At 53.5% G+C, this 23,384-nt stretch carries 22 protein-coding genes; 10 read left to right on the forward strand and 12 right to left on the reverse strand.

Going from position 1 to position 23,384, the window contains the following annotated elements:
- Positions 1–18: 18 nt before the first annotated feature.
- The 3 genes from eptB to AC07RN_RS19055 all read right to left on the reverse strand — a co-directional run bounded on the left by eptB (position 19) and on the right by AC07RN_RS19055 (position 4,115).
- Entirely contained in the window at positions 19–1,710 is a 1,692-nt protein-coding gene (gene eptB / locus AC07RN_RS19045; RefSeq protein ID WP_478337048.1) for a kdo(2)-lipid A phosphoethanolamine 7''-transferase, read from the reverse strand.
- A 259-nt stretch (positions 1,711–1,969) separates the two neighbouring features.
- A complete protein-coding gene (locus AC07RN_RS19050) occupies positions 1,970–3,172 on the reverse strand; it encodes an L-lactate MFS transporter (RefSeq protein ID WP_478337049.1) in 1,203 nt (400 codons plus the stop codon).
- Between the two features lie 238 nt (positions 3,173–3,410).
- Entirely contained in the window at positions 3,411–4,115 is a 705-nt protein-coding gene (locus AC07RN_RS19055; RefSeq protein ID WP_407438995.1) for an autotransporter domain-containing protein, read from the reverse strand.
- Positions 4,116–4,274: 159 nt separating this feature from the next.
- Between AC07RN_RS19055 and tag the strand changes: the two genes are divergently transcribed.
- Together tag and AC07RN_RS19065 are read left to right on the forward strand one after the other, a co-directional pair.
- Positions 4,275–4,856: a DNA-3-methyladenine glycosylase I gene (gene tag / locus AC07RN_RS19060; RefSeq protein ID WP_011915440.1), complete on the forward strand. Its 582-nt coding sequence runs from the start codon at positions 4,275–4,277 to the stop codon at positions 4,854–4,856.
- Entirely contained in the window at positions 4,834–5,280 is a 447-nt protein-coding gene (locus AC07RN_RS19065; protein WP_478337050.1) for an N-acetyltransferase, read from the forward strand. Before tag ends, AC07RN_RS19065 begins: the two co-directional genes overlap by 23 nt.
- Here the strand turns inward: AC07RN_RS19065 and AC07RN_RS19070 are convergent.
- Positions 5,243–7,570, reverse strand: coding sequence for a molybdopterin guanine dinucleotide-containing S/N-oxide reductase (locus AC07RN_RS19070; RefSeq protein ID WP_478337051.1), 2,328 nt, complete (start codon positions 7,568–7,570; stop codon positions 5,243–5,245). The genes AC07RN_RS19065 and AC07RN_RS19070 overlap by 38 nt on opposite strands.
- Positions 7,571–7,737: 167 nt before the next feature.
- Between AC07RN_RS19070 and AC07RN_RS19075 the strand changes: the two genes are divergently transcribed.
- The 6 genes from AC07RN_RS19075 (at position 7,738) to ghrB (ending at position 13,711) form a co-directional block, all read left to right on the forward strand.
- Complete coding sequence (locus AC07RN_RS19075; protein ID WP_011915437.1) at positions 7,738–8,400, forward strand: OmpA family lipoprotein; 663 nt, start codon at positions 7,738–7,740, stop codon at positions 8,398–8,400.
- A 133-nt stretch (positions 8,401–8,533) separates the two neighbouring features.
- Entirely contained in the window at positions 8,534–9,550 is a 1,017-nt protein-coding gene (locus tag AC07RN_RS19080; RefSeq protein ID WP_011915436.1) for a LacI family DNA-binding transcriptional regulator, read from the forward strand.
- Positions 9,551–9,652: 102 nt separating this feature from the next.
- Positions 9,653–10,414 carry a sugar phosphate isomerase/epimerase family protein gene (locus AC07RN_RS19085; protein ID WP_478337052.1) on the forward strand — a complete coding sequence of 254 codons (762 nt, stop codon included), beginning with the start codon at positions 9,653–9,655 and terminating at the stop codon, positions 10,412–10,414.
- Complete coding sequence (locus AC07RN_RS19090; protein WP_478337053.1) at positions 10,407–11,345, forward strand: sugar kinase; 939 nt, start codon at positions 10,407–10,409, stop codon at positions 11,343–11,345. The genes AC07RN_RS19085 and AC07RN_RS19090 overlap by 8 nt, the downstream gene beginning before the upstream one ends.
- Positions 11,346–11,429: 84 nt before the next feature.
- The gene (locus AC07RN_RS19095) at positions 11,430–12,710 is read left to right on the forward strand and encodes an MFS transporter (RefSeq protein WP_449555321.1); all 1,281 of its coding nucleotides are present in this window, start codon (positions 11,430–11,432) and stop codon (positions 12,708–12,710) included.
- 26 nt (positions 12,711–12,736) lie between these two features.
- Positions 12,737–13,711, forward strand: coding sequence for a glyoxylate/hydroxypyruvate reductase GhrB (gene ghrB, locus AC07RN_RS19100; RefSeq protein WP_235134468.1), 975 nt, complete (start codon positions 12,737–12,739; stop codon positions 13,709–13,711).
- A gap of 56 nt (positions 13,712–13,767) precedes the next feature.
- Here the strand turns inward: ghrB and cspE are convergent, their stop codons facing one another.
- The gene (gene cspE, locus AC07RN_RS19105; protein ID WP_006177792.1) at positions 13,768–13,980 is read right to left on the reverse strand and encodes a transcription antiterminator/RNA stability regulator CspE; all 213 of its coding nucleotides are present in this window, start codon (positions 13,978–13,980) and stop codon (positions 13,768–13,770) included.
- A 245-nt stretch (positions 13,981–14,225) separates the two neighbouring features.
- The gene (locus AC07RN_RS19110) at positions 14,226–14,936 is read right to left on the reverse strand and encodes a DUF3053 domain-containing protein (RefSeq protein ID WP_478337054.1); all 711 of its coding nucleotides are present in this window, start codon (positions 14,934–14,936) and stop codon (positions 14,226–14,228) included.
- 330 nt (positions 14,937–15,266) lie between these two features.
- On the opposite strand from AC07RN_RS19110, the gene AC07RN_RS19115 reads away from it, so the two are divergent.
- A complete protein-coding gene (locus AC07RN_RS19115) occupies positions 15,267–15,545 on the forward strand; it encodes an HTH-type transcriptional regulator (protein WP_011915430.1) in 279 nt (92 codons plus the stop codon).
- A gap of 171 nt (positions 15,546–15,716) precedes the next feature.
- Here the strand turns inward: AC07RN_RS19115 and glyS are convergent, their stop codons facing one another.
- From glyS to AC07RN_RS19130, 3 genes are all read right to left on the reverse strand, one after another.
- Positions 15,717–17,786, reverse strand: a complete 2,070-nt coding sequence (gene glyS, locus AC07RN_RS19120) for a glycine--tRNA ligase subunit beta (protein WP_449555323.1) — start codon at positions 17,784–17,786, stop codon at positions 15,717–15,719.
- Positions 17,787–17,795: 9 nt separating this feature from the next.
- Positions 17,796–18,707 carry a glycine--tRNA ligase subunit alpha gene (gene glyQ / locus AC07RN_RS19125; protein ID WP_011915428.1) on the reverse strand — a complete coding sequence of 304 codons (912 nt, stop codon included), beginning with the start codon at positions 18,705–18,707 and terminating at the stop codon, positions 17,796–17,798.
- 158 nt (positions 18,708–18,865) lie between these two features.
- Positions 18,866–19,132, reverse strand: a complete 267-nt coding sequence (locus AC07RN_RS19130) for a YsaB family lipoprotein (RefSeq protein ID WP_011915427.1) — start codon at positions 19,130–19,132, stop codon at positions 18,866–18,868.
- Between the two features lie 223 nt (positions 19,133–19,355).
- Between AC07RN_RS19130 and AC07RN_RS19135 the strand changes: the two genes are divergently transcribed.
- Positions 19,356–20,351 carry an acyltransferase gene (locus tag AC07RN_RS19135; RefSeq protein ID WP_449545923.1) on the forward strand — a complete coding sequence of 332 codons (996 nt, stop codon included), beginning with the start codon at positions 19,356–19,358 and terminating at the stop codon, positions 20,349–20,351.
- On the opposite strand, the gene AC07RN_RS19140 is transcribed toward AC07RN_RS19135, so the two are convergent.
- The 3 genes from AC07RN_RS19140 to xylB all read right to left on the reverse strand — a co-directional run bounded on the left by AC07RN_RS19140 (position 20,344) and on the right by xylB (position 23,362).
- On the reverse strand, positions 20,344–21,240 hold the full coding sequence (locus tag AC07RN_RS19140; protein ID WP_478337075.1) for a GlxA family transcriptional regulator: 897 nt from the start codon (positions 21,238–21,240) through the stop codon (positions 20,344–20,346). The two genes, AC07RN_RS19135 and AC07RN_RS19140, sit on opposite strands and share 8 nt — an antisense overlap.
- A 23-nt stretch (positions 21,241–21,263) precedes the next feature.
- Positions 21,264–21,803, reverse strand: a complete 540-nt coding sequence (locus AC07RN_RS19145; protein ID WP_478337055.1) for an isochorismatase family protein — start codon at positions 21,801–21,803, stop codon at positions 21,264–21,266.
- 104 nt (positions 21,804–21,907) lie between these two features.
- Positions 21,908–23,362 carry a xylulokinase gene (gene xylB, locus AC07RN_RS19150; RefSeq protein WP_478337056.1) on the reverse strand — a complete coding sequence of 485 codons (1,455 nt, stop codon included), beginning with the start codon at positions 23,360–23,362 and terminating at the stop codon, positions 21,908–21,910.
- Positions 23,363–23,384: the final 22 nt, after the last annotated feature.

The following is a 23,384-nucleotide window of genomic DNA, read 5'->3' on the forward strand; positions in this document are numbered from 1 at the left end:
ATAAACTCGCCAGACCGGTTACTGAGTGGCTTTTGTTGCACTATCAGGGATATGACACCAGTTGTTATTTTCGTTAATCCCGCCGTTCGGAGAGGTATAACCGAGGCAACCCATAATCGTGTCGTACAGCTCAACGTGACGACGTGGCACCTTCATGTCGGCCTCTTTTTTCAGTTGGGCGAACATTTTCGCTTTATCCGGGTTCTCCAGATATTTATCTGACATCCAGACCATCATCGGCACACGGAATTGCTCTGGCGGAGCCATCTTGCGCGGGGTACCGTGCAGGTGCTCAAACTCATTGATGGACTCACCATGGTCTGCGGCATAGAACACAATCGCTTTCTTATCGCGCACCTGATCAATCACGCTATCAATAAAGTGATCGACATACATCACCGAATTATCAAACGAGTTAACCAACTCATCTTTGGTGCAGTCTTTATCCACGCCTACGCATTCCGGCGTCCATTTAGCAAAGTTACGCGGATAACGCTGCGTGTAGTTGAAGTGCGAACCCTTGGTATGCAGGATGATCATATGCTTGCCATCAGGATTGCCGTTCAACGAATTCTTCATTTCATCAATCAGCAGCATGTCATCCACGCTCTTACCCCGGTTACGCGGCTCGGCACCGATTTGCTCACGGTAAGCAATGTTCTGCGCCATGGTGTTGCTGTAGAACCACATTTCGCTCTGCATCGCGTACAGATCGGACGTAAACCCAAGCTGGCGCAGCACGGAGAAGACGTTCTGCTCTTTCAGGGTACGCTGAGGGTTATCATCCGCCCCGCCCTCGCGCACAAACATGCAGCGCAGAGAGAGTTTCGTGGCGGTATCACAGGAGTATCCGCGATAGGCGATCAGGTTCTTTTCCTGCGACAGTTTCGGCGTCGTGTCGCGATCGTAGCCAAGGATGCCCATGTGATCCCAGCGAGTCGTTTCACCGATAATAAAGACAAAATAGGTATCATCGATGTCTTTAGGCGCCTGGTAAGTAAATTGTTTGGCAGGATTCTTCAACGATTTATTGTCGGCTGACTCGTCGACTTGCGCCCAGGCGTAAAGGCCGAGCGCCGAAATCCAGTTTGAAGGAAGATAGGAGTTAGCCACGACACCGCCGTAGCTCGGCATATCCACGCCAGAGGTACGCTCATCGTGTTTTTGCTTCACATCCAGCAGGCGAATCGGTCCCCAGACCATCAAACCTGCCAGCACCACCAGCGTGACGCTGCGGATGCGTTGCCCAGGCGTTCGCATTTGCCGCAGCAAGGTATAGCGGCAGCGATTGCTCCAGATGAACAGCAGCGGCAGCGCGCTCACGCACACCAGCCAGAGAATAAAGTGCAGGCCAACCACCTCTTTCGAGAGGTCAATATCCGTCGTCATGACCGAGGCAATAATGCCGTAGCCAATGACCACGTTCATGAAAGTCATGTAATAACTGGCACCCGCAGAGAAGACGACCACCAGCGAGGCGAGAACGCGCCACATGCGTCGACCAAAGAGCGACAGCATGCGTAACAGGAAGAACGTCACCAGAACGGTGCCGACCAATTCAACGACTGCTGAGACTCCTTTCCAAACAGTAAAATCTTGTGCATAACCGTCAAACCGACGGAAAAAAACAGCACCATTCATAAACAGGCCGATGTACAACGCCAGCAAAAAACTCAGCTTTTGTTGTGTCATCGATTTGATGTATTTCATGCATTCAACCCGGAAAAAGGGAGAGTAACCCCGCTTCACTTCGTATCTAAAGTGAACAGACTATATATGCGCTCAGGAATCCAATATCAGAAATGTCTAAAGCGTGGTAAGTAGACCACAGCGAAAGAAAAAAGTGGCAGGAGAGTGTGTGATTGAAGCGGATATTTACAAAAAAACGAAGTAAAGCTCTACAACCTTAAGATTGCCTTAGGTTTCATCGTTAAAAAAGGCCGGAAGCCCGGCCTTTATCGGCGTTTATTTACGCATGCGCCTCATTATAGACTTCGCGCTGCGGCTGGCGAATCGTGGTGGACAGTGCCAGCGAAATAATCAGCAAGGCAAATATCACGCAGAAAGTCACATAGAAGCCACCGAACAGCGACGCGATAAGCGAGCCGCAAATGCTGCCGATCCCAAACCCTAAATAAATCACGCCGTAATTCTTCGCCAGATTGTTCAGGCCAAAGAACTCACTCACCAGAGACGGGAACACGGTAATGGTTCCGCCAAAGTTAAAGGCAACGCAAGCGATAGCGGCAAAGAAGGTCATTTCATTCAGAGGCGCGAACAGCAGCGCGGCCATACCGACCAACGATACGACCTGCCCCATGGTAATGACACGGATACGCGAGATTTTGTCAGACAGGATACCCAGCACCAGGCGGCCCGACAGGTTAGCAATGGAAATGACCGTCACTGCATTGGCTGCGGTTGCCACATCCAGTTTTACCATCCCCTGCGCAATATCCTTCGCCACACCGATGACATACAGGCCACTCATACAGGCGGTCAGGAACATCACGGCCAACATCCAGTACTGTGGTTGACGCATGGACTGTGCCAGCGTGAAGTCATTTTCCACCACGCCATTCACCGTTTTGACGGTCTGCTGAGGCGCATCTTTCATCAGCGTAGCGCCGAAAAGAATCATCACCAGCACAATCGCGCCCCAGATCATGAACGTCTTTTCCAGACCGACAGATTCCAGTAAATGCGAGTCGATGAATTTAAAACCGAGGCTACCCAACCCGTAAGAACCGATTGAGAATGCGGAGATTAACCCTTTACGTTCCGGGAACCATTTCACGCAATTGGACAGGGTCAACAGATAGCCCGCACCGTCCGCCAGACCGACCAGCACGCCCGCGCTGAGCCACAGCATCATCAGGCTGTTGGAATGCGCGGTCAGGAAGAAGCCCACGCCCAGCATAATTCCGGAGGCCATGGTCACGCGCTTAACACCGAAACGCTCCTGCAATTTACCGGCGACGGAAGACGAAATCGCTAACCCTAGACTCAGCAAGCCGAAGGAAAAAGCCACCTGACTAACTGGTGCGCCCAGTTTGTCGGACAGCGCGCTGTTAAACAGGCTCCAGGTATAAACCGATCCCAACGCAAATTGCGTCACGATGGTGCCGAAGAGTGTCAGCCAACGAGTACGGTTATAGGTTGATGTGTTCATGGCAGTTGTCCTGCAAGAGAAATTAAGGGAATTCGCTGCAGACAACGATATACAAATCCCTTTATTGCCAGGGGAGAAACGGCATGAAATGCAGTAGAGACGGAATGAAATGCCTGAAATCAGGAATGAATGACCTTGCCGGATTGCGTAACGTGCATTTGTTAGTGACTGCTATCGCCACAGTCCCTGCTGTGATTGTACTTAAGATGTTAAAGAAGCGTTAGCAGAAGTAATGATTTTAGAATCTCGCACTCACGCCAAGAGTATAAAGATAGTCCTCGCCGGTCATCGTACTCTCCGCCTGGGAAAGCGACGCATACGCCGCCAGATGGGGATACAGCAGCACGTCGGCCCCCACCGTCACGTCCATCCAGTTGTTATACTGCATGGACGTAGGCAGTCGGCTCATTCCGGACTGGGATTTCCATTGATTATCGCCAAACTGCTGGTTATAGCTCACCTGCGCCCAGGGCCGTAAATCGCCCACACGGGTATCCACCCGCCAGCCAAGCGTGCTGACGCTGGCGTGCCAGAGCGGATCGGTGAGCGACGTTGGGCTGCCGTTATCACCAAACTCGTTGTACATCATTTGCGTTGAGCCATCGTAATGCCACGCCGCCACCGGCCCGGTTGTGGTATTCCGGGTGACAGGCATATTCAACCCCACGCTCAAGGTGCTCGCCGATTCCGCCGGGTAATTATCCGGCATATTCAGGGCCAGCCCCGGTACGTTCTGCGAAGAGCGAATTCGCTCCGCGAGAATATCGTCATACCGCGGTTGGTGATCGGCGTCCCATGTATAGCGTTCTGTCGTATGACTTTGCGCATCTGAAACGATATATTCCTGTTGCCAGGCAGAGGCTGTGCTACAAAAAAACACGCAGACTGATACACCCACCAGGCCAGAAGCAGCATGGCGACCACTGATTTTTTTTATCATCATCAAAGCGACTCCAGAAAGAGCCGAGTTCGGCGATATTTGTCATTGTTTAAGAAGAGGTATGAGGGCATAACCCTTAATTAAATATTGTCTTTTTAACACTCACGTCAAGCCAGGTTGGCTGAATATTTACGGATTCACAATCAATAAGGGAAATAACCTATGCAACGTTGCGGATGGGTAAGCCAGGATCAGCTTTATATCGATTATCACGATAAAGAGTGGGGCGTGCCGGAAAAAGACGGCAAGAATCTCTTTGAGATGATCTGCCTGGAGGGCCAACAGGCGGGATTATCGTGGATTACCGTATTGAAAAAACGGGAAAATTACCGCAACGCCTTCCATCATTTCGACCCGGTACGCGTGGCAGCGATGACGGAAGAAGACGTCGAAAGACTGGTGCTGGACGCCGGTATCATCCGTCATCGCGGTAAAATTCAGGCCATTATCGGCAACGCACGCGCTTACCTGGCGATGGAAGAAAACGGCGAACCTTTTTCAGATTTTGTCTGGTCGTTTGTCGACCATACACCGAAGATCACCCAGTCTGCGACGCTGGCTGAAATCGACACCTCCACGCCTGCATCCGATGCCCTTTCTAAAGCGTTGAAAAAACGTGGATTCAAATTTGTTGGCACCACAATTTGCTACTCTTTCATGCAAGCGTGCGGCTTGGTCAACGATCATGTGACGGGCTGCTTCTGCCATCCTGGAGGACAACATGATTCGCAAATGGCAAAGTGAGGACACCGCGCCGCTGCTGAGTTTATGGCTGGAAAGTACCACCGATGCGCATCCGTTTATCGATGCGCAGTACTGGGTTGAAAGCGAAGCGCTGGTCCGTGATGCTTACCTGCCGTCAGCAGAAACGTGGGTTTGGGAAGAGTCTGGCGAAGTCAGAGGCTTTATCAGCGTCATGCAGTTACAGTTTATCGGTGCGCTGTTTGTCGCCACTCCCCATCTGGGGAAAGGGATCGGGCACGCGCTGATTCAGCATGTTCAGCAGGCGTACCCGTACTTAAGCCTTGAGGTTTACCAAAAAAACAGTCGGGCGGTGAATTTCTACCATGCTCAGGGTTTTCGCATTGAAGACAGCGCCTGGCAGGAAGAGACTCAGCACCCGACGTGGATTATGAGCTGGCAGGCGGATCAAACGCCGTCAACGTAAGTTCCGGTCCCTGATATTTCTCCACCCAGGCCAGCGCCGTATTTCCCGCGCAACCATTCCCCAGCTTCGAGCTGGGGAGATCTTTGGTTAACACGTTCACCGCGCCATTTTTACAGATCCCGCCCTCATCGCGATCCAGGTCGGGCCACGCGCCCTGATGAATACAGATCACGCCAGGTTTAATTCCCGTGCTGACCACCGCTCCCGCCAGCACCTGTCCGCGTGCGTTCCAGACCCGCACCACATCGCCGTCGGCAATTCCACGCGCGTTGGCGTCATCCGGATGCAAGGTGATTGGCTCACGTCCCGCTACGGCATACTGTTCGCGCAATGACGAGTAGTTAAGCTGGCTGTGCAGACGATGCGCCGGATGCGCGGACAGCACCTGTAGCTGTTTCGGCTGCGCATTGCCGTGCCACTCGTCGGGCTCAAGCCACATCGGATGGGGCGGGCAATCGGCATAGTTAAAACTGGCGATACGCTGCGAATAGATCTCGATTTTGCCACTTTCCGTTTTTAGCGGATGACTCTGCGGGTCACGGCGGAAATCCGCAAAACGGACAAACTGCGCGTTCTGCTCGCTCTCCGGCATTTCAAAAATGGCATTCGCTTCCCAGAACTCTGTAAACGGCGGCAACGTTACGCCCTGTGATTCACCGCGCTGCCCGGCAATCTGGTAAAACGTCTCCAGCCATTGCAGATCCGTTTTGCCTTCCGTGAAGCGCTCGCGACCGCCCGGCTCCCACAACTCACTCAACGCTGCAAACACCTCAAAATCGTCACGCGCTTCGTCACGCGGGGGGACCACACGCTTCATCGGCACCATGTGCTGATTGCTGTAATCGCCAGTCATGGTCAGATCGTTACGCTCAAATGAGGTGGTCGCTGGCAACACGATGTCTGCGTGCTTTGCCGCGGCGGTCCAGAAGCACTCTGAAATGACCACCAGCTCTGGCTTCTGCCAGGCGCGAATCAGGCGGTTAGTATCCTGATGATGGGTAAAGTTTGCGCCGCCCGCCCACCAGACAAAACGAATATCCGGGAAATGCCGATCCATGCCGTTGTGCTGATAAAAACCGCCTGGTTTTTCCAGTGCTTCTACGATGCGTGCGACCGGAATTTTATCGACAGCATCAATCCCGTTTTGCACAGATCCTTGCATCGAGGCAAGCACCGCCGCACGACGAGTCGGGTTCCCACCGTTGGCAAAATGATACGACAAGCCAAAACCGCCGCCCGGCGTACCAATCTGGCCGAGCATCGCGGCAAGCGTCACCAGCATCCAGTGTTTTTGCTCGCCAAACTGCTGACGCTGCATACCCCAGCCAGACATCAACATGGTGGTATTTTGATGGAATAACGCCGCCAGTTCGCGGATTTTAGCGGCATCAACGCCACAAATCTCTGCGGCCCATTCAGCGGTTTTCGCCACTCCGTCAGATTTACCGGTCAGGTAAGCGGCGAACTGTTCAAATCCGGTCGTACAGCGCGCCAGGAATTCGGCGTCATGCCAGCCGTTTTCCACCAGCGTATGCGCCACACCCAGCATCATCGCGACGTCTGTGCCCATATGCGGCGCGATCCACTCGGCGCTCTCCCCGAGAAAATCCATGGTTTCGGAACGCATAGGATCGATGCAGATCACCCGCTTACCGCTTTTACGCAGCGCGTCAAAATAGGCAATGCCCTGCTCATCGCTGGCGTTCCACGCGATCTTCAGCGTATTAAGCGGGTTGGCGCTCCACAACACCACGACGTCCGTATGCTCCAGCACCAGCGGCCAGCTCGTCTGCTGCTGATACACCTCATTGCCCCCCACGACATACGGCATGATCGCCTGAGCCGCCCCGGTCGAATAATCGCCCAGATGCCCAGTGTAGCCGCCCGCCAGGCTCATATACCGTTGCAACAGCGTCGCCGCTTTATGCAGCACGCCGTTAGAGCGCCAGCCGTAAGACCCAGCAAAGATAGACGACGCGCCGTAGCTGTCGCGGATGCGTTTATGTTGTCCGTGGATGAGCGCCAGCGCATCGTCCCAGCTCACGCGCACAAATTCATCTTGCCCACGCACGCCCTGCGGATTATCCGGCGAGGCTAAAAAACCTTTACGCACCATCGGCCAGCGCACGCGGGTTTTACTGTGTACCTGATCGCGCACCGCGGTTTGTAATGAGTTGGGATGATGAGTGGGCAGCGCCCCGCGTGAAGACAGCACGTTCTCGCCGTCGGTTTCAACCAGCATCGGCCCCCAGTGGGCTGCGGTCAGAATGGTTTTTATTGAGGTGGTCAAAGCGTGCGCTCCTGGGTTGCCTGTTGCAGGTTTCACGGCCTTCTTTGAGGTCGTTTATGGTTTGACACAAATTTCAGAGTTATCCCCGGAATTTTCTGCATAACTGGGCGTCATAATCAACCGCCACGTCCGTCGTGGCAAAGAATAAAAAGGATTAAGGAAATAAGATGAATAAACGCGTATTGGTTATTGCCGCTCTGGTGAGTGGCGCACTGGCTGTTTCTGGCTGCACAACAAACCCTTACACCGGCGAGCGTGAAGCGGGTAAATCCGGCATTGGCGCAGGTATCGGCTCACTGGTTGGTGCCGGTGTTGGCGCGCTCTCCTCGTCCAAAAAAGATCGCGGCAAAGGTGCGCTGATTGGTGCAGCTGCCGGTGCGGCACTGGGCGGCGGTGCCGGTTATTACATGGATGTTCAGGAAGCAAAACTGCGTGACAAAATGCAGGGAACTGGCGTGAGCGTGACGCGAAATGGCGACAACATCATTTTGAACATGCCAAGCAATGTGACCTTTGACAGCAGCAGCGCCACGCTGAAACCTGCAGGGGCGAATACCCTGACGGGCGTCGCAATGGTTCTGAAAGAGTACAGCAAAACCGCGGTGAACGTGATCGGATACACCGACAGCACCGGCAGCCAGGATCTGAATATGCGCCTGTCTCAGCAGCGTGCGGACTCCGTCGCCAGCTCGCTGATCACCCAGGGCGTGGCCGCCAACCGCATCCGCACCAGCGGGATGGGTCCGGCAAATCCAATCGCCAGCAACAACACGGCAGAAGGCAAAGCGCAGAACCGTCGCGTCGAGATCACCCTCAGTCCGATTCAGTAAGTTTACTGTTTTTCCCTCTCCCGTTGGGAGAGGGGCGGATGAGGCCTCCGCCGCCTGTATCATCCGATATGAAGCACTTGCCATCGCTGATTTTCACGTTAAGGTGTTCTCACTTAATTCAGAGAAATCAGCGATGAGCAAATCAACACGGTCCACCATCAGCGATGTGGCGAAAGCCGCAAAAACCGGTAAAACCAGTATTTCACGCTATCTGAATGGCGAGAAACACCTGCTTTCCGACGCGCTGCTGGCCCGTATTGAACAGGCTATTGCCGAACTCGATTATCGACCAAGCCTCATGGCTCGCGGGCTAAAGCATGGTCGTACTCGCCTCATCGGCCTGATTATCGCCGATATTACCAATCCCTACTCCGTCAATGTCCTGAGCGGTATCGAAGCCGCGTGTCGTGAAAAGGGCTTCACGCCGCTGGTGTGTAATACCAATAACGAGCTGAATCAGGAATTGCACTACCTCGACCTGCTGCGCAGCTATCAGGTGGAAGGTATCGTGGTTAATGCCGTGGGTATGCGCGAAGAGGGGCTAAACCGTCTTCAGCAGTCTGCGCTTCCGATGGTACTCATTGACCGCAAAATCCCGGAATTTGCCTGCGATGTCGTCGGGCTGGATAACACTCAGGCCGCCACGACCGCCACGGAACACCTCATAGAGCAGGGTTTTGAAGCGATTTTGTTTATGAGCGAACCGTTGGGAATGGTCAATACCCGTCGCGATCGCCTCAGCGCTTTTCGTGCGACCCTGGCGCGTTATCCCGGCGTGATCGCCGAGAATGCTGAAATCCCACTGCATGAAGCCGACCAGATGGATAACACGCTGCGTCAATTTCACACCCGCCATCGCGGAATGCGTAAAGCCGTGATTTCTGCCAATGGCGCACTCACGCTCCAGGTGGCGCGCTCCCTCAAACGGATTGGCCTGCACTGGGGCAGCGATATCGGCCTGCTAGGCTTTGACGAACTGGAATGGGCTGAGCTCGCGGGCGTAGGAATCACCACGCTAAAACAGCCGACCTGGCAGATTGGCTATGCCGCCGTAGAACAGGTGGTGCGCCGTATTGAAGGCATGACGGACGCCGTTCGCGAGCAAGTTTTCTCTGGCGAGCTGATCGTGCGCGGTTCCACGTCCCGCTAAATCCCCTTCGTGATGGCGATCATAAATTCAACACCCTGGGCTTTCCTTTGGAACCGGTTCCATCTAGCGTGATAACTATCAGCTACGAAGGAGAGTTAGCCAATGGGCAGAAAAATTATCGTCGTGACCGCTGCATACGGTGCGGATCAGGTACGTCAGGCAGGCGGTCAGCGGGCCATGTTGCCCGTCATCGCAGCGGGTGGCGCAGATGGCGTCGAAATACGTCGCGAATTGTTCAGCGAGCAAGAGCTGCAAACCCTTCCGATGCTGGCCCAATCTATCGAGCTGCTTGGCTTGCTGGCCTGTTACTCCGCGCCAGCCGCATTGCTCATGCCCGATGGAACGCTTAACCCGGATCTGCCGCGTTATCTTGCTGAAGCCAACACGTTGAATGCCCTGTGGTTAAAGGTTTCTCTGGGCCATTTCCGTGATAAACAGCCGCTGGAAGCGCTACGTGAATTACTCAATGACAGCGGCATGGCGCTGGTGGTCGAAAACGATCAAACCGATTGTGGCCAGTTGGCACCCATGCAGCGATTCAAAGCGGCCTGTCGGGTAATGCAATTGCCCGTCACGCTGACCTTCGATACGGGTAACTGGTTGTGGGTGGGCGATTCGCCTGAAGAAGCCGCACGTCTTCTGGCCCCTGCCGTGAGCTATATCCACGTCAAAGCGGCAATCCCGCATAATCAACACTACCGCGCTGTCGCGCCGGATAACGCCGATGCACGCTGGATGGCGCTTCTGGATCAACTTCCCGCGGATGCGCCGCGCGGTATCGAATTCCCGCTGGAAGGTCCGGATTTAGCCGCGGTGACCCGCCATTATGTCAACCTGCTGCGCGAGGAGCCACGCCATGTCTAAGACTTTGGACGTCATCACCATCGGTGAAGCCATGGCGATGTTTGTTGCCACTGAAACAGGTGAGTTGCGCGCCGTTGAGCACTTTATCAAACGCGTGGCAGGCGCCGAACTCAACGTTGCGACCGGACTGGCGCGCCTGGGTATGAACGTCGGCTGGGTCAGCCGCGTAGGCGACGACAGCTTCGGTCAGTTTGTCGTGGATTCGCTCAAAAAAGAGGGTATCGACGCGGCTGGCGTCACGCTCGACAGCCGTTTCGCCACGGGTTTCCAGTTAAAATCCAAAGTTGAAAATGGAACCGATCCCATTGTGGAGTATTTCCGTAAAGGCTCGGCGGCCAGCCATCTTTCTATTGCCGATTATCACCCTAATTATTTCTCGTCGGCACGACACCTGCATTTGAGCGGTGTCGCGGCGGCCTTGTCGTGCAGTTCGTATGAACTGCTCGACAAGGCTGCCAGCACCATGAAAGCGCAGGGTAAGACGATTTCCTTCGATCCCAATCTGCGTCCGGTGCTGTGGAAAAGTGAGGCCGAGATGATCAGTAAACTCAATCACCTCGCCTTCCAGGCTGACTGGGTTTTGCCTGGTGTAAAAGAAGGGATGATTTTGACCGGAGAGCATTCCCCCGAAGCCATCGCCGATTTTTATCTAAATCAAGGTGTGAAAGCCGTGGTGCTGAAAACGGGAGCCGATGGCGCATGGTTCAAGACGGCAGAAGGTGAACAAGGGACCGTTGCCGCGATAAACGTCGAGAATGTGGTCGATACCGTCGGCGCTGGCGATGGTTTCGCTGTCGGGGTGATAAGCGCGTTACTCGAAGGGAAAACGTTACCTAAGGCCGTCGCCCGCGGTAACAAAATTGGCTCGCTCGCCATTCAGGTTCAGGGCGACAGCGAAGGATTACCGACGCGGGAAGCATTAGGGGAATAAATCCTCACCACCGCTAATTAAAAACACAGCCCCGCGTACCCTACATACAGCGGCGGAAGTCACCTCAACAACAGAGGCAAGTCTATGAACAAATCGACCAATGCAGTCAAACGCTGGTGGTACATCATGCCGATCGTGTTTATCACGTACAGCCTGGCGTATCTCGATCGCGCGAATTTCAGTTTCGCTTCCGCCGCAGGGATCACCGAAGACCTGGGCATAACCAAAGGGGTCTCTTCTCTCTTAGGCGCGTTGTTCTTCCTGGGCTATTTCTTCTTCCAGATCCCGGGCGCGATTTATGCCGAACGCCGCAGCGTACGCAAACTGATCTTCGTGTGCCTGATTCTGTGGGGAGCCTGTGCGTCGCTAACCGGCATGGTTAACAACATTCCGGCACTCGCCGCCATTCGCTTTATTCTTGGCGTGGTCGAAGCCGCCGTGATGCCGGCAATGCTGATTTATATCAGCAACTGGTTTACCAAATCCGAACGTTCGCGCGCCAATACTTTCCTGATCCTCGGTAACCCGGTCACGGTACTGTGGATGTCCGTGGTCTCTGGCTACCTGATTCAATCGTTCGGCTGGCGTCATATGTTCATCATTGAAGGGATCCCCGCGATTATCTGGGCCTTCTGTTGGTGGGTGTTGGTAAAAGATAAACCGTCTCAGGCGACATGGCTCTCCGAAAGTGAAAAAGCCGCGCTTCAGGCGGAACTGGAGAAAGAGCAACAGGGGCTGAAACCGGTACGTAACTACGGCGAAGCGTTCCGCTCCCGCAACGTGATACTACTGTGTATGCAGTACTTTACGTGGAGTATTGGTGTCTACGGATTTGTGCTGTGGCTGCCGTCCATCATTCGCAGCGGCGGAGAAAACCTTGGCATGGTGGAAGTGGGCTGGCTGTCATCCGTGCCTTATCTGGCAGCGACTATCGCGATGATTGTGGTGTCATGGGCATCTGACAAACTGCAAAACCGTAAGCTTTTCGTTTGGCCGCTGCTGCTGATTGCCGCATTTGCCTTTATTGGGTCATGGGCGGTTGGGCCTGATCACTTCTGGATTTCTTACACCCTGCTGGTGATTGCGGGCGCCGCGATGTATGCGCCTTACGGCCCTTTCTTTGCCATCATTCCCGAGATGCTTCCGCGTAACGTTGCGGGCGGCGCGATGGCACTCATCAACAGCATGGGTGCGCTGGGGTCGTTCTTTGGCTCGTGGTTTGTGGGTTATCTGAACGGCTCGACCGGCAGCCCGTCCGCCTCGTACATTTTTATGGGGGTGGCACTTTTCGCTTCAGTGTGGCTTACTTTGATTGTTAAGCCTGCTAATAATCAACATGTCCCTGCTGGCGCACGCCACGCCTGAACCCTTTAACATCAACGGAGATTAGCATGAAGCCGTCCGTCATTTTGTATAAAGCCTTGCCCGACGATCTGCAAAAACGTCTTGAGGAGCACTTCACCGTCACCCAGGTGAAGAATCTTAATCCAGAGACCGTCGCGGAGCATGCTGACGCGTTCGCCAGCGCAGCAGGATTACTGGGATCAAGCGAAAAAGTGGATACCGCATTGCTGGAAAAAATGCCGAAGCTTCGTGCGACGTCCACCATTTCAGTCGGTTACGATAATTTTGACGTTGATGCCCTCAACACACGCAAAATCCTGCTCATGCACACGCCTTATGCGCTGACCGAAACGGTCGCAGATACGCTGATGGCGCTGGTTCTGAGCACGGCGCGTCGGGTGGTAGAAGTTGCTGAGCGTGTAAAAGCGGGCGAATGGACGAAAAGTATTGGTCCCGACTGGTTTGGTGTGGATGTGCATGGCAAAACGCTGGGGATTGTCGGGATGGGGCGTATTGGGCTGGCGTTAGCCCAGCGCGCGCATTTCGGTTTTAACATGCCGATTCTGTACAACGCCCGCCGTCATCACAGCGAAGCGGAAGAGCGTTTCGAGGCGCGTTACTGCGAGTTAGAGACGCTGCTAAAGGAAGCTGACTATGTTTGCCTGATCCTGCCGCTGACGGACGAGACGCATCATCTGATCGGTAAAGCAGAATTTGAGAAAATGAAGAAATCGGCGATTTTCATTAATGCCGGTCGTGGGCCGGTCGTCGATGAGAAAGCGTTAATTGAGGCACTGCAAAAGGGTGAGATCCACGCCGCCGGTCTGGACGTGTTTGAGCAAGAGCCGCTGCCGGTTGATTCCCCGCTGCTGACAATGTCGAATGTCGTTGCCCTGCCGCACATTGGGTCCGCCACGCATGAAACCCGCTACAACATGGCCGCTACTGCCGTGGATAATCTGATCAACGCTCTCAACGGCAACGTTGAGAAAAACTGTGTGAATCCACACGTTAACGCCTAAACGAAAAAAACCCGCCAGAGGCGGGTTTTTAAATTCTTTGCTGCTGAGTTGGAAGCTTACAGGCTTACAACGTTACCAGCTGCTGGGCCTTTAGCGCCGCTTTCGATGGTGAAGGAAACTTTCTGGCCTTCGTCCAAAGATTTGTAGCCTTCGTTCTGGATAGCAGAGAAGTGTACGAATACATCTTTAGAGCCATCGTCAGGAGTGATGAAGCCGAAACCTTTATCAGCGTTGAACCATTTTACCAGACCAGTCATTTTACCAGACATAGATTTTACCTTTTAAATATTTGTTTTGCCTTCCGGCGCGATGATGGAATGTGTTACAGATTTTTAAGCGATAGAGGAAGGGTCACTACGAAGGGTATCTAAGATAACTCATCTGGACTGCTTAACTAAACTGCTTTAGGTCTGTGAACAAACCGACGAACATAGTTATACTTGGGTGGTACTCGAATGACAAGCATTATTTTTGTAATTAATAAAAAAAGCCCCGCATTCTGCGAGGCTTTTATTTATTCGGTGGCCGTGACCGCCGAGCTCCATGCCTGGCTGAAGGCTTGGTGCTGCGAGGCTAGCGGCCCAATCAGCGTGTTGTACTGACTGGCTTGCTGAGACGTCGGGAACTGGATGCCATTAGAGACAAAACTCACCTGGGTACCCTGCTGAGAGATAAAATCACCCACCTGTGCCAGTTGCTGACTAAAAATCTGCGCGGCTGGAATCAACGGCTGCATCGCATCAGAAGGCTTAGTCACCACTTTCTCATACACTTTATCGAATACAGGTTTCAGGTCTTCACCCTGTTTCAGCGCAGATCGCGCCGCATCAGCCTGCATTTTTGCATTCTGCAATTGCTGGCTCAACACGCCAAGCGCACCGTTAGACTGGCGAAGAGGCTCGCGCTGAGTCATGTAATCCTGCGGGACACGAATCGCATTGACGCTATCCACAACGGGACGAAGGCCTGAATCCATTGCTTGATTCACTTGTTGTGAATAACCATAAAGGATGGCGTAATCGGAAACGAAGGGGCCAAACTGTTTTTTCTGATCCGCAGTCAGCGTTGGTAAATGCTCACCACTGCGCATCACGTTATTCTGAAGAAAATCGATAAACGCTTTGCGCTGATCGCCTTCTTTATCAAAACACCCACTCAGGCTAACTACCATCAACAACGCCGCAACAGGCGCGAACCAGCGAGAGCAGGACTTTCCTGTCGCCATTTTATTACTCCTTTCACCCAAAAAGCACACACTGGCACTGGCGTGCCTGACGTTGACAAGAATAGTCCAGGTCAGCCGCGCAAGATACTCTTTTCATGCAAAACGGCTATTGCCACTTTCTTTCTGACGATTTACAAAAAAATACCATACGAAGCCTGCTTATGATTAATCAGGTAATTAGCATAACTATCCGCTTTGCTGAAACGAGCAAGGCAATACTTACCGCACGATTAATCACACCCGTGACGATCCCTCACCTCCTTTAAGAGCTATTCTTAACAAGCTCTATGAAGTTCATGATCCTGTTGTGTGATTTATGAGGAGTTCTTAATGGAATCTAAAGATACAATGTTTGAGCTGTTAACCAGCCTGGAACAAATCGTTTTTAAGGATCTGTCGCAAACCGTTATCCTGACCCAAAAATCCAATCCCTTTACAGAATTTGAGCAGTTGCGCAAAGGGACAGGGCTGAAGCCTATTGATTTCGCAAGAGAAATGGGTGTCAGTGTCGCGACGGTGAAAGAGTGGGAATCGAAACGTGTTAAACCCTCTATGACCGAGTTAAAGCTGATGCGTCTGATACAGGCGACCCCAACGCTTAGCGCGTAGTGATTTAAAAAAATGCTTGTTATCTTCCCCCGCAATTGCGGGGGTTTGTGTTTATAACGTCTTATAACACCACATATTTCGCCGGTTAATCCAGGATATACAGATTTGCCTCAACGCGTTTAATCATAAAAAAACCCGCCATCAGAGGCGGGTTTTTTAACGTGACACGAATTACTGCAGTAACGAAATGTCCGCGACGCGCAGGAATAATTCGCGCAGTTTCTCGAGCATAGAGAGACGGTTAATGCGAAGATCTTTATCCTCAACATTCACCATCACTTTCTCGAAGAAGGCATCAATCACTTCACGCAGTTCGGCCAGTTCCACCAGCGCTTCCTGATAACGCCCTTCAGCGAAGAACGGTTCCAGCTTGTCACGCAGCACCACTACCTGCAGTGCCAGCGCAATTTCTTCCGGCTCTTTCAAGGTCGCGGCGTTAACACGCTCGTTCAGCGTTTCGTCGGATTTCGCCAGAATATTGGATACGCGTTTGTTAGCCGCAGCCAGTGCTGACGCGGCTTCCAGCGTGCGGAAATGCGAAACCGCCTTCATGCGCGCATCGAAATCTGCCGGACGGGTCGGACGACGTGCCAGAACCGCCTGAATGGTGTCGACGGTATAACCTTCGTCCTGATACCAGGCGCGGAAGCGGCCCAGCATAAAGTCGATCACGTCATCGACTACTTTTGCGTTGGTCAGCTTGTCACCGTACAGACGCACCGCTTCTTCGGTGAGAGTCTGCAGGTCCAGAGACAGGTTTTTCTCAACGATGATGCGCAGCACGCCCAGTGCGGCACGACGCAGCGCAAACGGGTCTTTGTCGCCTTTCGGATGCTGACCGATACCGAAGATACCCGCGAGGGTGTCCATTTTGTCGGCAATCGCGACAGCACACGCAACAGGGTTAGACGGCAGGTCATCACCCGCAAAGCGCGGCTGATACTGCTCGTTCAACGCAACGGCCACATCTTCTGCTTCGCCGTCATGACGCGCATAGTGCATGCCCATCACGCCCTGGGTGTCAGTAAACTCGAACACCATGTTGGTCATCAGGTCGCATTTGGACAGCAGGCCTGCGCGGGTAGCGTGATTCACATCGGCACCGATTTCACGGGCGATCCAGCCGGACAGCTCCGCGATGCGGTCAGTCTTGTCGCGCAGCGTACCCAACTGTTGCTGGAACAGCACGGTTTGCAGACGCGGCAGGTGATCTTCCAGACGCTTTTTGCGGTCGGTATTAAAGAAGAACTCCGCATCTGCCAGGCGCGGGCGCACCACTTTTTCGTTGCCGGAGATAATCTGAATCGGATCTTTGGATTCGATGTTCGCCACGAAGATAAAGTTCGGCAGCAGTTTGCCGTCATTCGCGTAAACCGGGAAGTACTTCTGGTCACCCTTCATGGTGTAAACCAGCGCTTCAGCCGGAACCGCGAGGAATTTCTCTTCAAACTTCGCCGTCAGAACCACTGGCCATTCGACCAGAGAGGTCACCTCTTCCAACAGGCTTTCGCTCAGATCGGCGTTACCACCGATTTTGCGTGCCGCTTCTTCAGCGTCCGCTTTGATTTTTGCTTTACGCAATTCGTAGTCAGCAATGACTTTACCGCGCTCAAGCAGGATTTGCGGATACTGATCGGCATTGTCGATGGTGAATTCCGGCTCGCCCATAAAGCGATGGCCGCGAATCACGCGGTCGGACTGAATTCCCAAAATCGTTGCCGGAATAACGGTATCGCCCAGCAGCAGGGTCACAGTGTGAACCGGACGCACAAAGTGCACGTCGGACGCACCCCAGCGCATCAGTTTAGGGATCGGCAGTTTAGCCAGCGACGTCGCAATCATGTTTGGCAGCAGCGCTTCTGCGCTTTCGCCTTTCACGTGCGCGCGATACAGCAGCCACTCACCTTTATCGGTTGTCAGACGCTCGGCCTGGTCAACGGTGATACCGCAACCGCGCGCCCAGCCTTCTGCCGCTTTGCTCGGCTTACCTTCGGCGTCAAACGCCTGGGAAATTGCCGGGCCGCGTTTTTCAACTTCGCGATCCGCCTGAGAAGCAGCCAGATTCGCCACTTTCAGCGCCAGGCGGCGCGGAGCAGCAAACCATTCGATTTTACCGTGCGTCAGGCCAGCGTTATCCAGCTCAGCCGTTACGTTCGCAGCAAAGGATTCCGCCAGGCTGCGCAGGGCTTTTGGTGGCAGCTCTTCAGTGCCGATTTCCACCAGGAAAGTTTTATCAGACATGGCCGCCTCTTATTTATTTCGGTTGCACATCGGGAAGCCAAGGGCTTCACGGGATGCGTAGTAAGCTTCTGCAACGGCTTTAGTCAGCGTGCGAATACGCAAAATGTAGCGCTGACGTTCAGTCACGGAGATGGCTTTACGGGCATCCAGCAGGTTGAAGCTGTGGGCGGCCTTCAGAATACGCTCATAGGCTGGCAGCGGCAGTGGCGTTTCCAGCGCCAGCAGTTGCTGCGCTTCTTTCTCGTACTGCTCGAAGCAGGTGAACAGGAAGTCCACATCCGCGTATTCGAAGTTATAGGTGGATTGCTCCACTTCGTTCTGATGGAACACGTCACCGTACGTGGTTTTACCCAGCGGGCCGTCGCTCCAGACCAGGTCGTAAACGCTGTCTACGCCCTGAATGTACATTGCCAGACGTTCCAGACCGTAGGTGATTTCACCGGTGATCGGTTTACATTCCAGACCGCCAACCTGCTGGAAGTAAGTGAACTGCGTCACTTCCATGCCGTTCAGCCACACTTCCCAGCCGAGACCCCAGGCACCCAGCGTCGGGTTTTCCCAGTTATCTTCCACGAAGCGAATATCGTGAATAGTTGGATCCACGCCCAGCTCTTTCAGGGAGCCGAGATACAGTTCCTGAATATTGTCCGGAGAAGGTTTAATCACTACCTGGAACTGATAATAGTGTTGTAAGCGGTTTGGGTTTTCGCCATAACGACCATCGGTCGGACGACGAGATGGCTGCACATAGGCTGTTGCCATCGGTTCTGGCCCCAACGCACGTAAGCTGGTCATTGGGTGTGAAGTGCCGGCGCCAACTTCCATGTCCAAAGGTTGAACGATGGTGCAGCCCTGACGAGCCCAGTAATCCTGCAATGTCAGGATCAGGCCCTGGAAGGTCTTGGTATCAAACTTTTGCATAGTATTTCGTGCTGGATACGTGTGTTTTGAATGGAAGCGATCAGTATACCCGCTGACTGCAAGATATACAGTACGAAACGGGTTTGTTTAGGGAAAATTGGGAAATAAGACGTTAAGCCAGTGCAGCAAGCGCACTGGTCAGCTATAACGCAGGCGCGTTAGCGCATGGAGAGGTGTAAAAACTGCCCTTCCGCATCAAAAGAACAGACAAAGCTCTCTTTACGCGTGGTATACCCGCGCATTTCATAGCTGCCCTGAAATTGCTCGAACCCGGTTACATCAATTTTTTGCGTACCTGTGTTGTACCGATACGCGGCCTGATCCTTGCACAGTTCCTCCATATTTAATGAGCGTTCCGGGCTGACTTTACTTTTTTGCGCTCTTTGCGCTGGCGCCTCTTCTTGTGAACTACATCCTGCAAGCATTACGATCACAATCAGTGACACAGCACGCTTCATCATCATTTTTATTACCGCCGTGGTTTCTGGCTGTTATTTTTAGTTGTAGAGCTTTTATAGTTTATCGCCCCGCATTTTGCGAATAGCACGATGTTCACACAAGTCCGATAATTCAAACTCAGATTTATCCAGTGAGAGGCTGGAACACAATACGAGTCAGAACATATTTACCGCATAAACAGAGGAACTGATGCAGTCAAAAATTAACTGGATTGATAATTTGCGAGGGATAGCCTGTTTGATGGTGGTGATGATTCACACCACCACCTGGTATATCACCAACGCCCACAGCATCAGCCCGGTAAACTGGGACGTCGCGAATATTCTCAACTCGGCGTCCCGCGTCAGCGTTCCACTGTTTTTCATGATTTCTGGGTTTCTCTTCTTTGGCGAGCGCAGCGCGCAGCCGCGTCATTTTTTGCGCATCGGGCTGTGCTTGCTGTTTTACAGCGCTATTGCGTTGCTCTATATCACCCTTTTTACGTCGATTAACGGCGAACTGTCGCTCAGAAATTTACTGCAAAAACCCGTGTTCTATCACCTGTGGTTTTTCTTCGCCATCGTCGTGATTTATCTGGTGTCGCCGCTGATTCAGGTAAAAAACGTGGGGGGCAAAATGCTGTTGGCGCTGATGATCGTCATTGGCGTGCTCGCCAACCCAAATACTGTCTCGCAAAAAATTGGCGGTTTTGAGTGGCTGCCCATTAATCTTTATATCAATGGCGACACCTTTTACTACGTGATTTACGGCATGCTCGGGCGCGCAATCGGAATGATGGACACGCGCAAATCATGGTTGACCTGGCTCTGTGCCGCGCTGTTTATCACCGCAGTCTTTGTGATTTCTCGTGGGACGTTACATGAGTTGCGCTGGCGTGGGAATTTTGCCGATACCTGGTATTTGTACTGCGGTCCAATGGTGTTTATCTGCGCAGTTTCTCTGCTCACGCTGGTGAAGAACACACTGAACGCGCGTCCACTCCCAGTGCTGGGGTTGATTTCACGCCATTCACTTGGGATTTATGGTTTTCACGCGCTGGTGATCCACGCTCTGCGCACGCGAGGCGTTGAGTTTAAAAGCTGGCCGCTGCTGGACATCGTGTGGATTTTCACCGCCACGCTGCTGATCAGCCTGCTCCTGTCGATGCTGTTACAGCGAGTCGATACGCGCCGCTTTGTCAGCTAACGATACGCTGCCTGGCGCGATGAAACTGACGCGGTGACGAAAACCCTGCAGCCGTTGCCGCGTGTTCAACGCCGCGTCCTTGCAATAGCCACTGTTCAGCAACCGCCAGTCGCAGCTGTTCCAGGTAATCGCGCACGCTAATGCCTAAATGTTCCTGAAAAAGTCGGGTTAAATGGCGTGGGCTCACGTGTGCCAGATCTGCGATATCAGCCAGTTGCCAGCCCTTTTGCGGCTCCGCCGTCAGCGCATCTTGCGCACGATGAATGGCCGGATGCAGGTGATTGCGATAACGCAGCCACGGCGAAAGCTGCGGATCGTCTCCTGAACGCCGAAACCAAACCACCATTTCGCGAGCCACCGCCAAGGCCTTTTCTGGCCCACACAGGCGGTTAATCATGTGCAACGCCAGATCGATTCCCGACGTAATCCCCGCGCTGGTCCAGATATTTTGGTCCTGCACAAAAATACGATTCTCTTTGATCAGCGCACCTGGCGCTGCGACACGGAGACGGCCAATGACGTCGTGGTGAGTCGTGCACTGTTTGCCATCAAGCAGCCCTGATTTCGCCGCCAGTAGCGCGCCGGAGCAGACGCACATCACGGTAATATGTTGCTGATGGATCTCAGGCTGCAAGCGCATCAGCCAATGCTGAATGCTCAGCGCCTGAGGTGATGAAAACTGATGACTGGAATCGCTGACGCCCGGTAAAACCAGCAGGCTTCCTTCCGGTAGCGTTTCTGGTAACGGTTTGATACCGCTCATCGTCAGGCCTATGGATGTCGGCACTTCTGGCTGCGGACCCACGAAATGCAGGCGAAACGCATCGCCCGCCAACGCAAAGGTTTCGGCCGGGCCGGTCATGTCCAGCGACAATATTCCCGGCAACATCACAAACCAGACATCGGTACTCTTCAAAGTGACTCCAGCGTCTCCGCTACGGTTTTGATTTCTGCAAAACGCCCATCCAGCACCGTTTCAGTACGATGGCGAAGGTCATCGGTATCCAGCGTAATGCCCTTGTGCGTCATCGGGAATGTCAGCGTGGCTTCACTGACGAAAGTGACGGCATAGCCTAAATCTGACGCGACTCGCGCCGTGGTTTCGCAGCATTGTTCAGTCCGCAAACCACAAATGATCAGATGATTAATATCCCGCTCACGCAGCCAACGATCAAGGCCGGTATCGGTAAAAGCATTATGGACATGTTTCTGGAAAACTACCGCAGGCTGATGACGTAAAAAGGACATTGGCTCAACGAAACCGCTTTCCAATGAGAACGGGCCGGTATCGTCTACGTGAAAGATATCAACAACGGGGACGCCATGAGATTCACAGCCTTCGATAAGCCCCAGGATCGCCTGCTGGAACTCAGCGAAACCTTTTTCCTGCCAATATTCACGGTGATGGAATGATTGCTGTGTATCGATATTAAGTAACGCGGTGCGTGACATGGTGATTCTCCTCGCCAGTGGGTGTAACCCTATACTGACGAGGAGAAGCGCGGACGAGAAGACCAAAAAAGGACATCCTCACGCCGCATCGGGACAATGTAGGATCACGACATCAATGGCAGAAGTTGCTGATAGATTTTGCGGAACACGTCGCGCTGTTTAGCGTAATGCGCATGACGCACGGAATCTGGGCGGTGCTCTTGCTCCAGCGGTAATTGCGGCAACAGCTGCGCGAGCGGTTTTGCTGGATTCATTGCGATTTGCGCCAGACGCGCGGCTCCCAACGCGGGACCCACATCGCCACCGGTGCGGTAGTCAAGTTGTAATCCACTGATATCGGCCAACATCTGCCGCCAATAGCTGCTGCGAGCGCCGCCACCAATCAGCGTAATGCTGTGGGGCTTCACTCCACAATCGTGCACCACATCCATACCATCGGCTAACGCAAAGCCCACGCCCTCCAGCACTGCGCGTGCCAGTTCTGCCGGACCGTGCTGATGCGTTAAGCCAAAGAAAACCCCCTTCGCCTGCGGGTTGTTGTGCGGGGTACGTTCACCCGAAAGATACGGCAGGAACCAGACGGCACCCGCATTTTCATCAGCCTGTTGTGCGCCAGCGATCAGCGACGGGACATCGTCAAAACCCGTGAGCTTCGCGGCCCAGTCCAGGCATGAAGCGGCACTCAGCATGACCGACATCAAATGCCATTTCCCCGGTAACGCATGGCAGAAGCTGTGAACGGCACTTTCCGGGTTGCTAAGATAACCGTCGCTCACGGCAAAATAGACGCCCGATGTGCCCAGCGACAGCATTGCCTGGCCCGCATCAACCATTCCAACGCCGACGGCACCCGCCGCGTTATCCCCGCCACCCGCAACAAGCGGCACCGCGGGCATATTCCAGCGCTCGGCAAGAGATGACTGTAGGGTTCCCGTGATTTCACTGCCTTCAAAAAGGGCAGGCATATGCTCGCGCGTGAGCTGGCAGGCGCTGAGCATCGCTTCGCTCCAGTCGCGCTGAGCAACATCCAGCCACATGGTGCCTGCCGCGTCCGACATATCGCTGGCAAAGTCGCCGGTCATACGAAAACGCAGATAATCTTTTGGCAGAAGCACTTTTGCGACCTGACGGAAAATCTCAGGCTCATGACGTTGCACCCACAGCAGTTTTGGCGCAGTGAAACCCGGCATCATCAGATTGCCGGTAATCTCGCGAGAAGTCGGCACGCGCTCTTCGAGAATGGCGCATTCCTCCGCGCAGCGACCGTCGTTCCACAAGATAGCCGGACGCAGAACGCGATGGTCTTTATCCAGCAGCGTCGCGCCGTGCATTTGCCCGGCAATGCCCAGCGCTTTCACGTTCCGTAAGCTGTGCTGTTCGCCCAGCGCTTTTATGGCGCGATCCGTCGCTTGCCACCACTCTTCAGGATCTTGCTCAGACCATAACGGGTGCGGGCGCGAGACATGCAGCTTTTCAGTTTGCGTAGCCAACACATCGCCCTGTTCGTTTAACAGGATGGCTTTCACACCCGACGTGCCAAGATCAATCCCGATATACATGCGGTGACTCCTTAAAAGAGAA

It is taken from the genome of Lelliottia sp. GFLA7, from assembly GCF_056490165.1.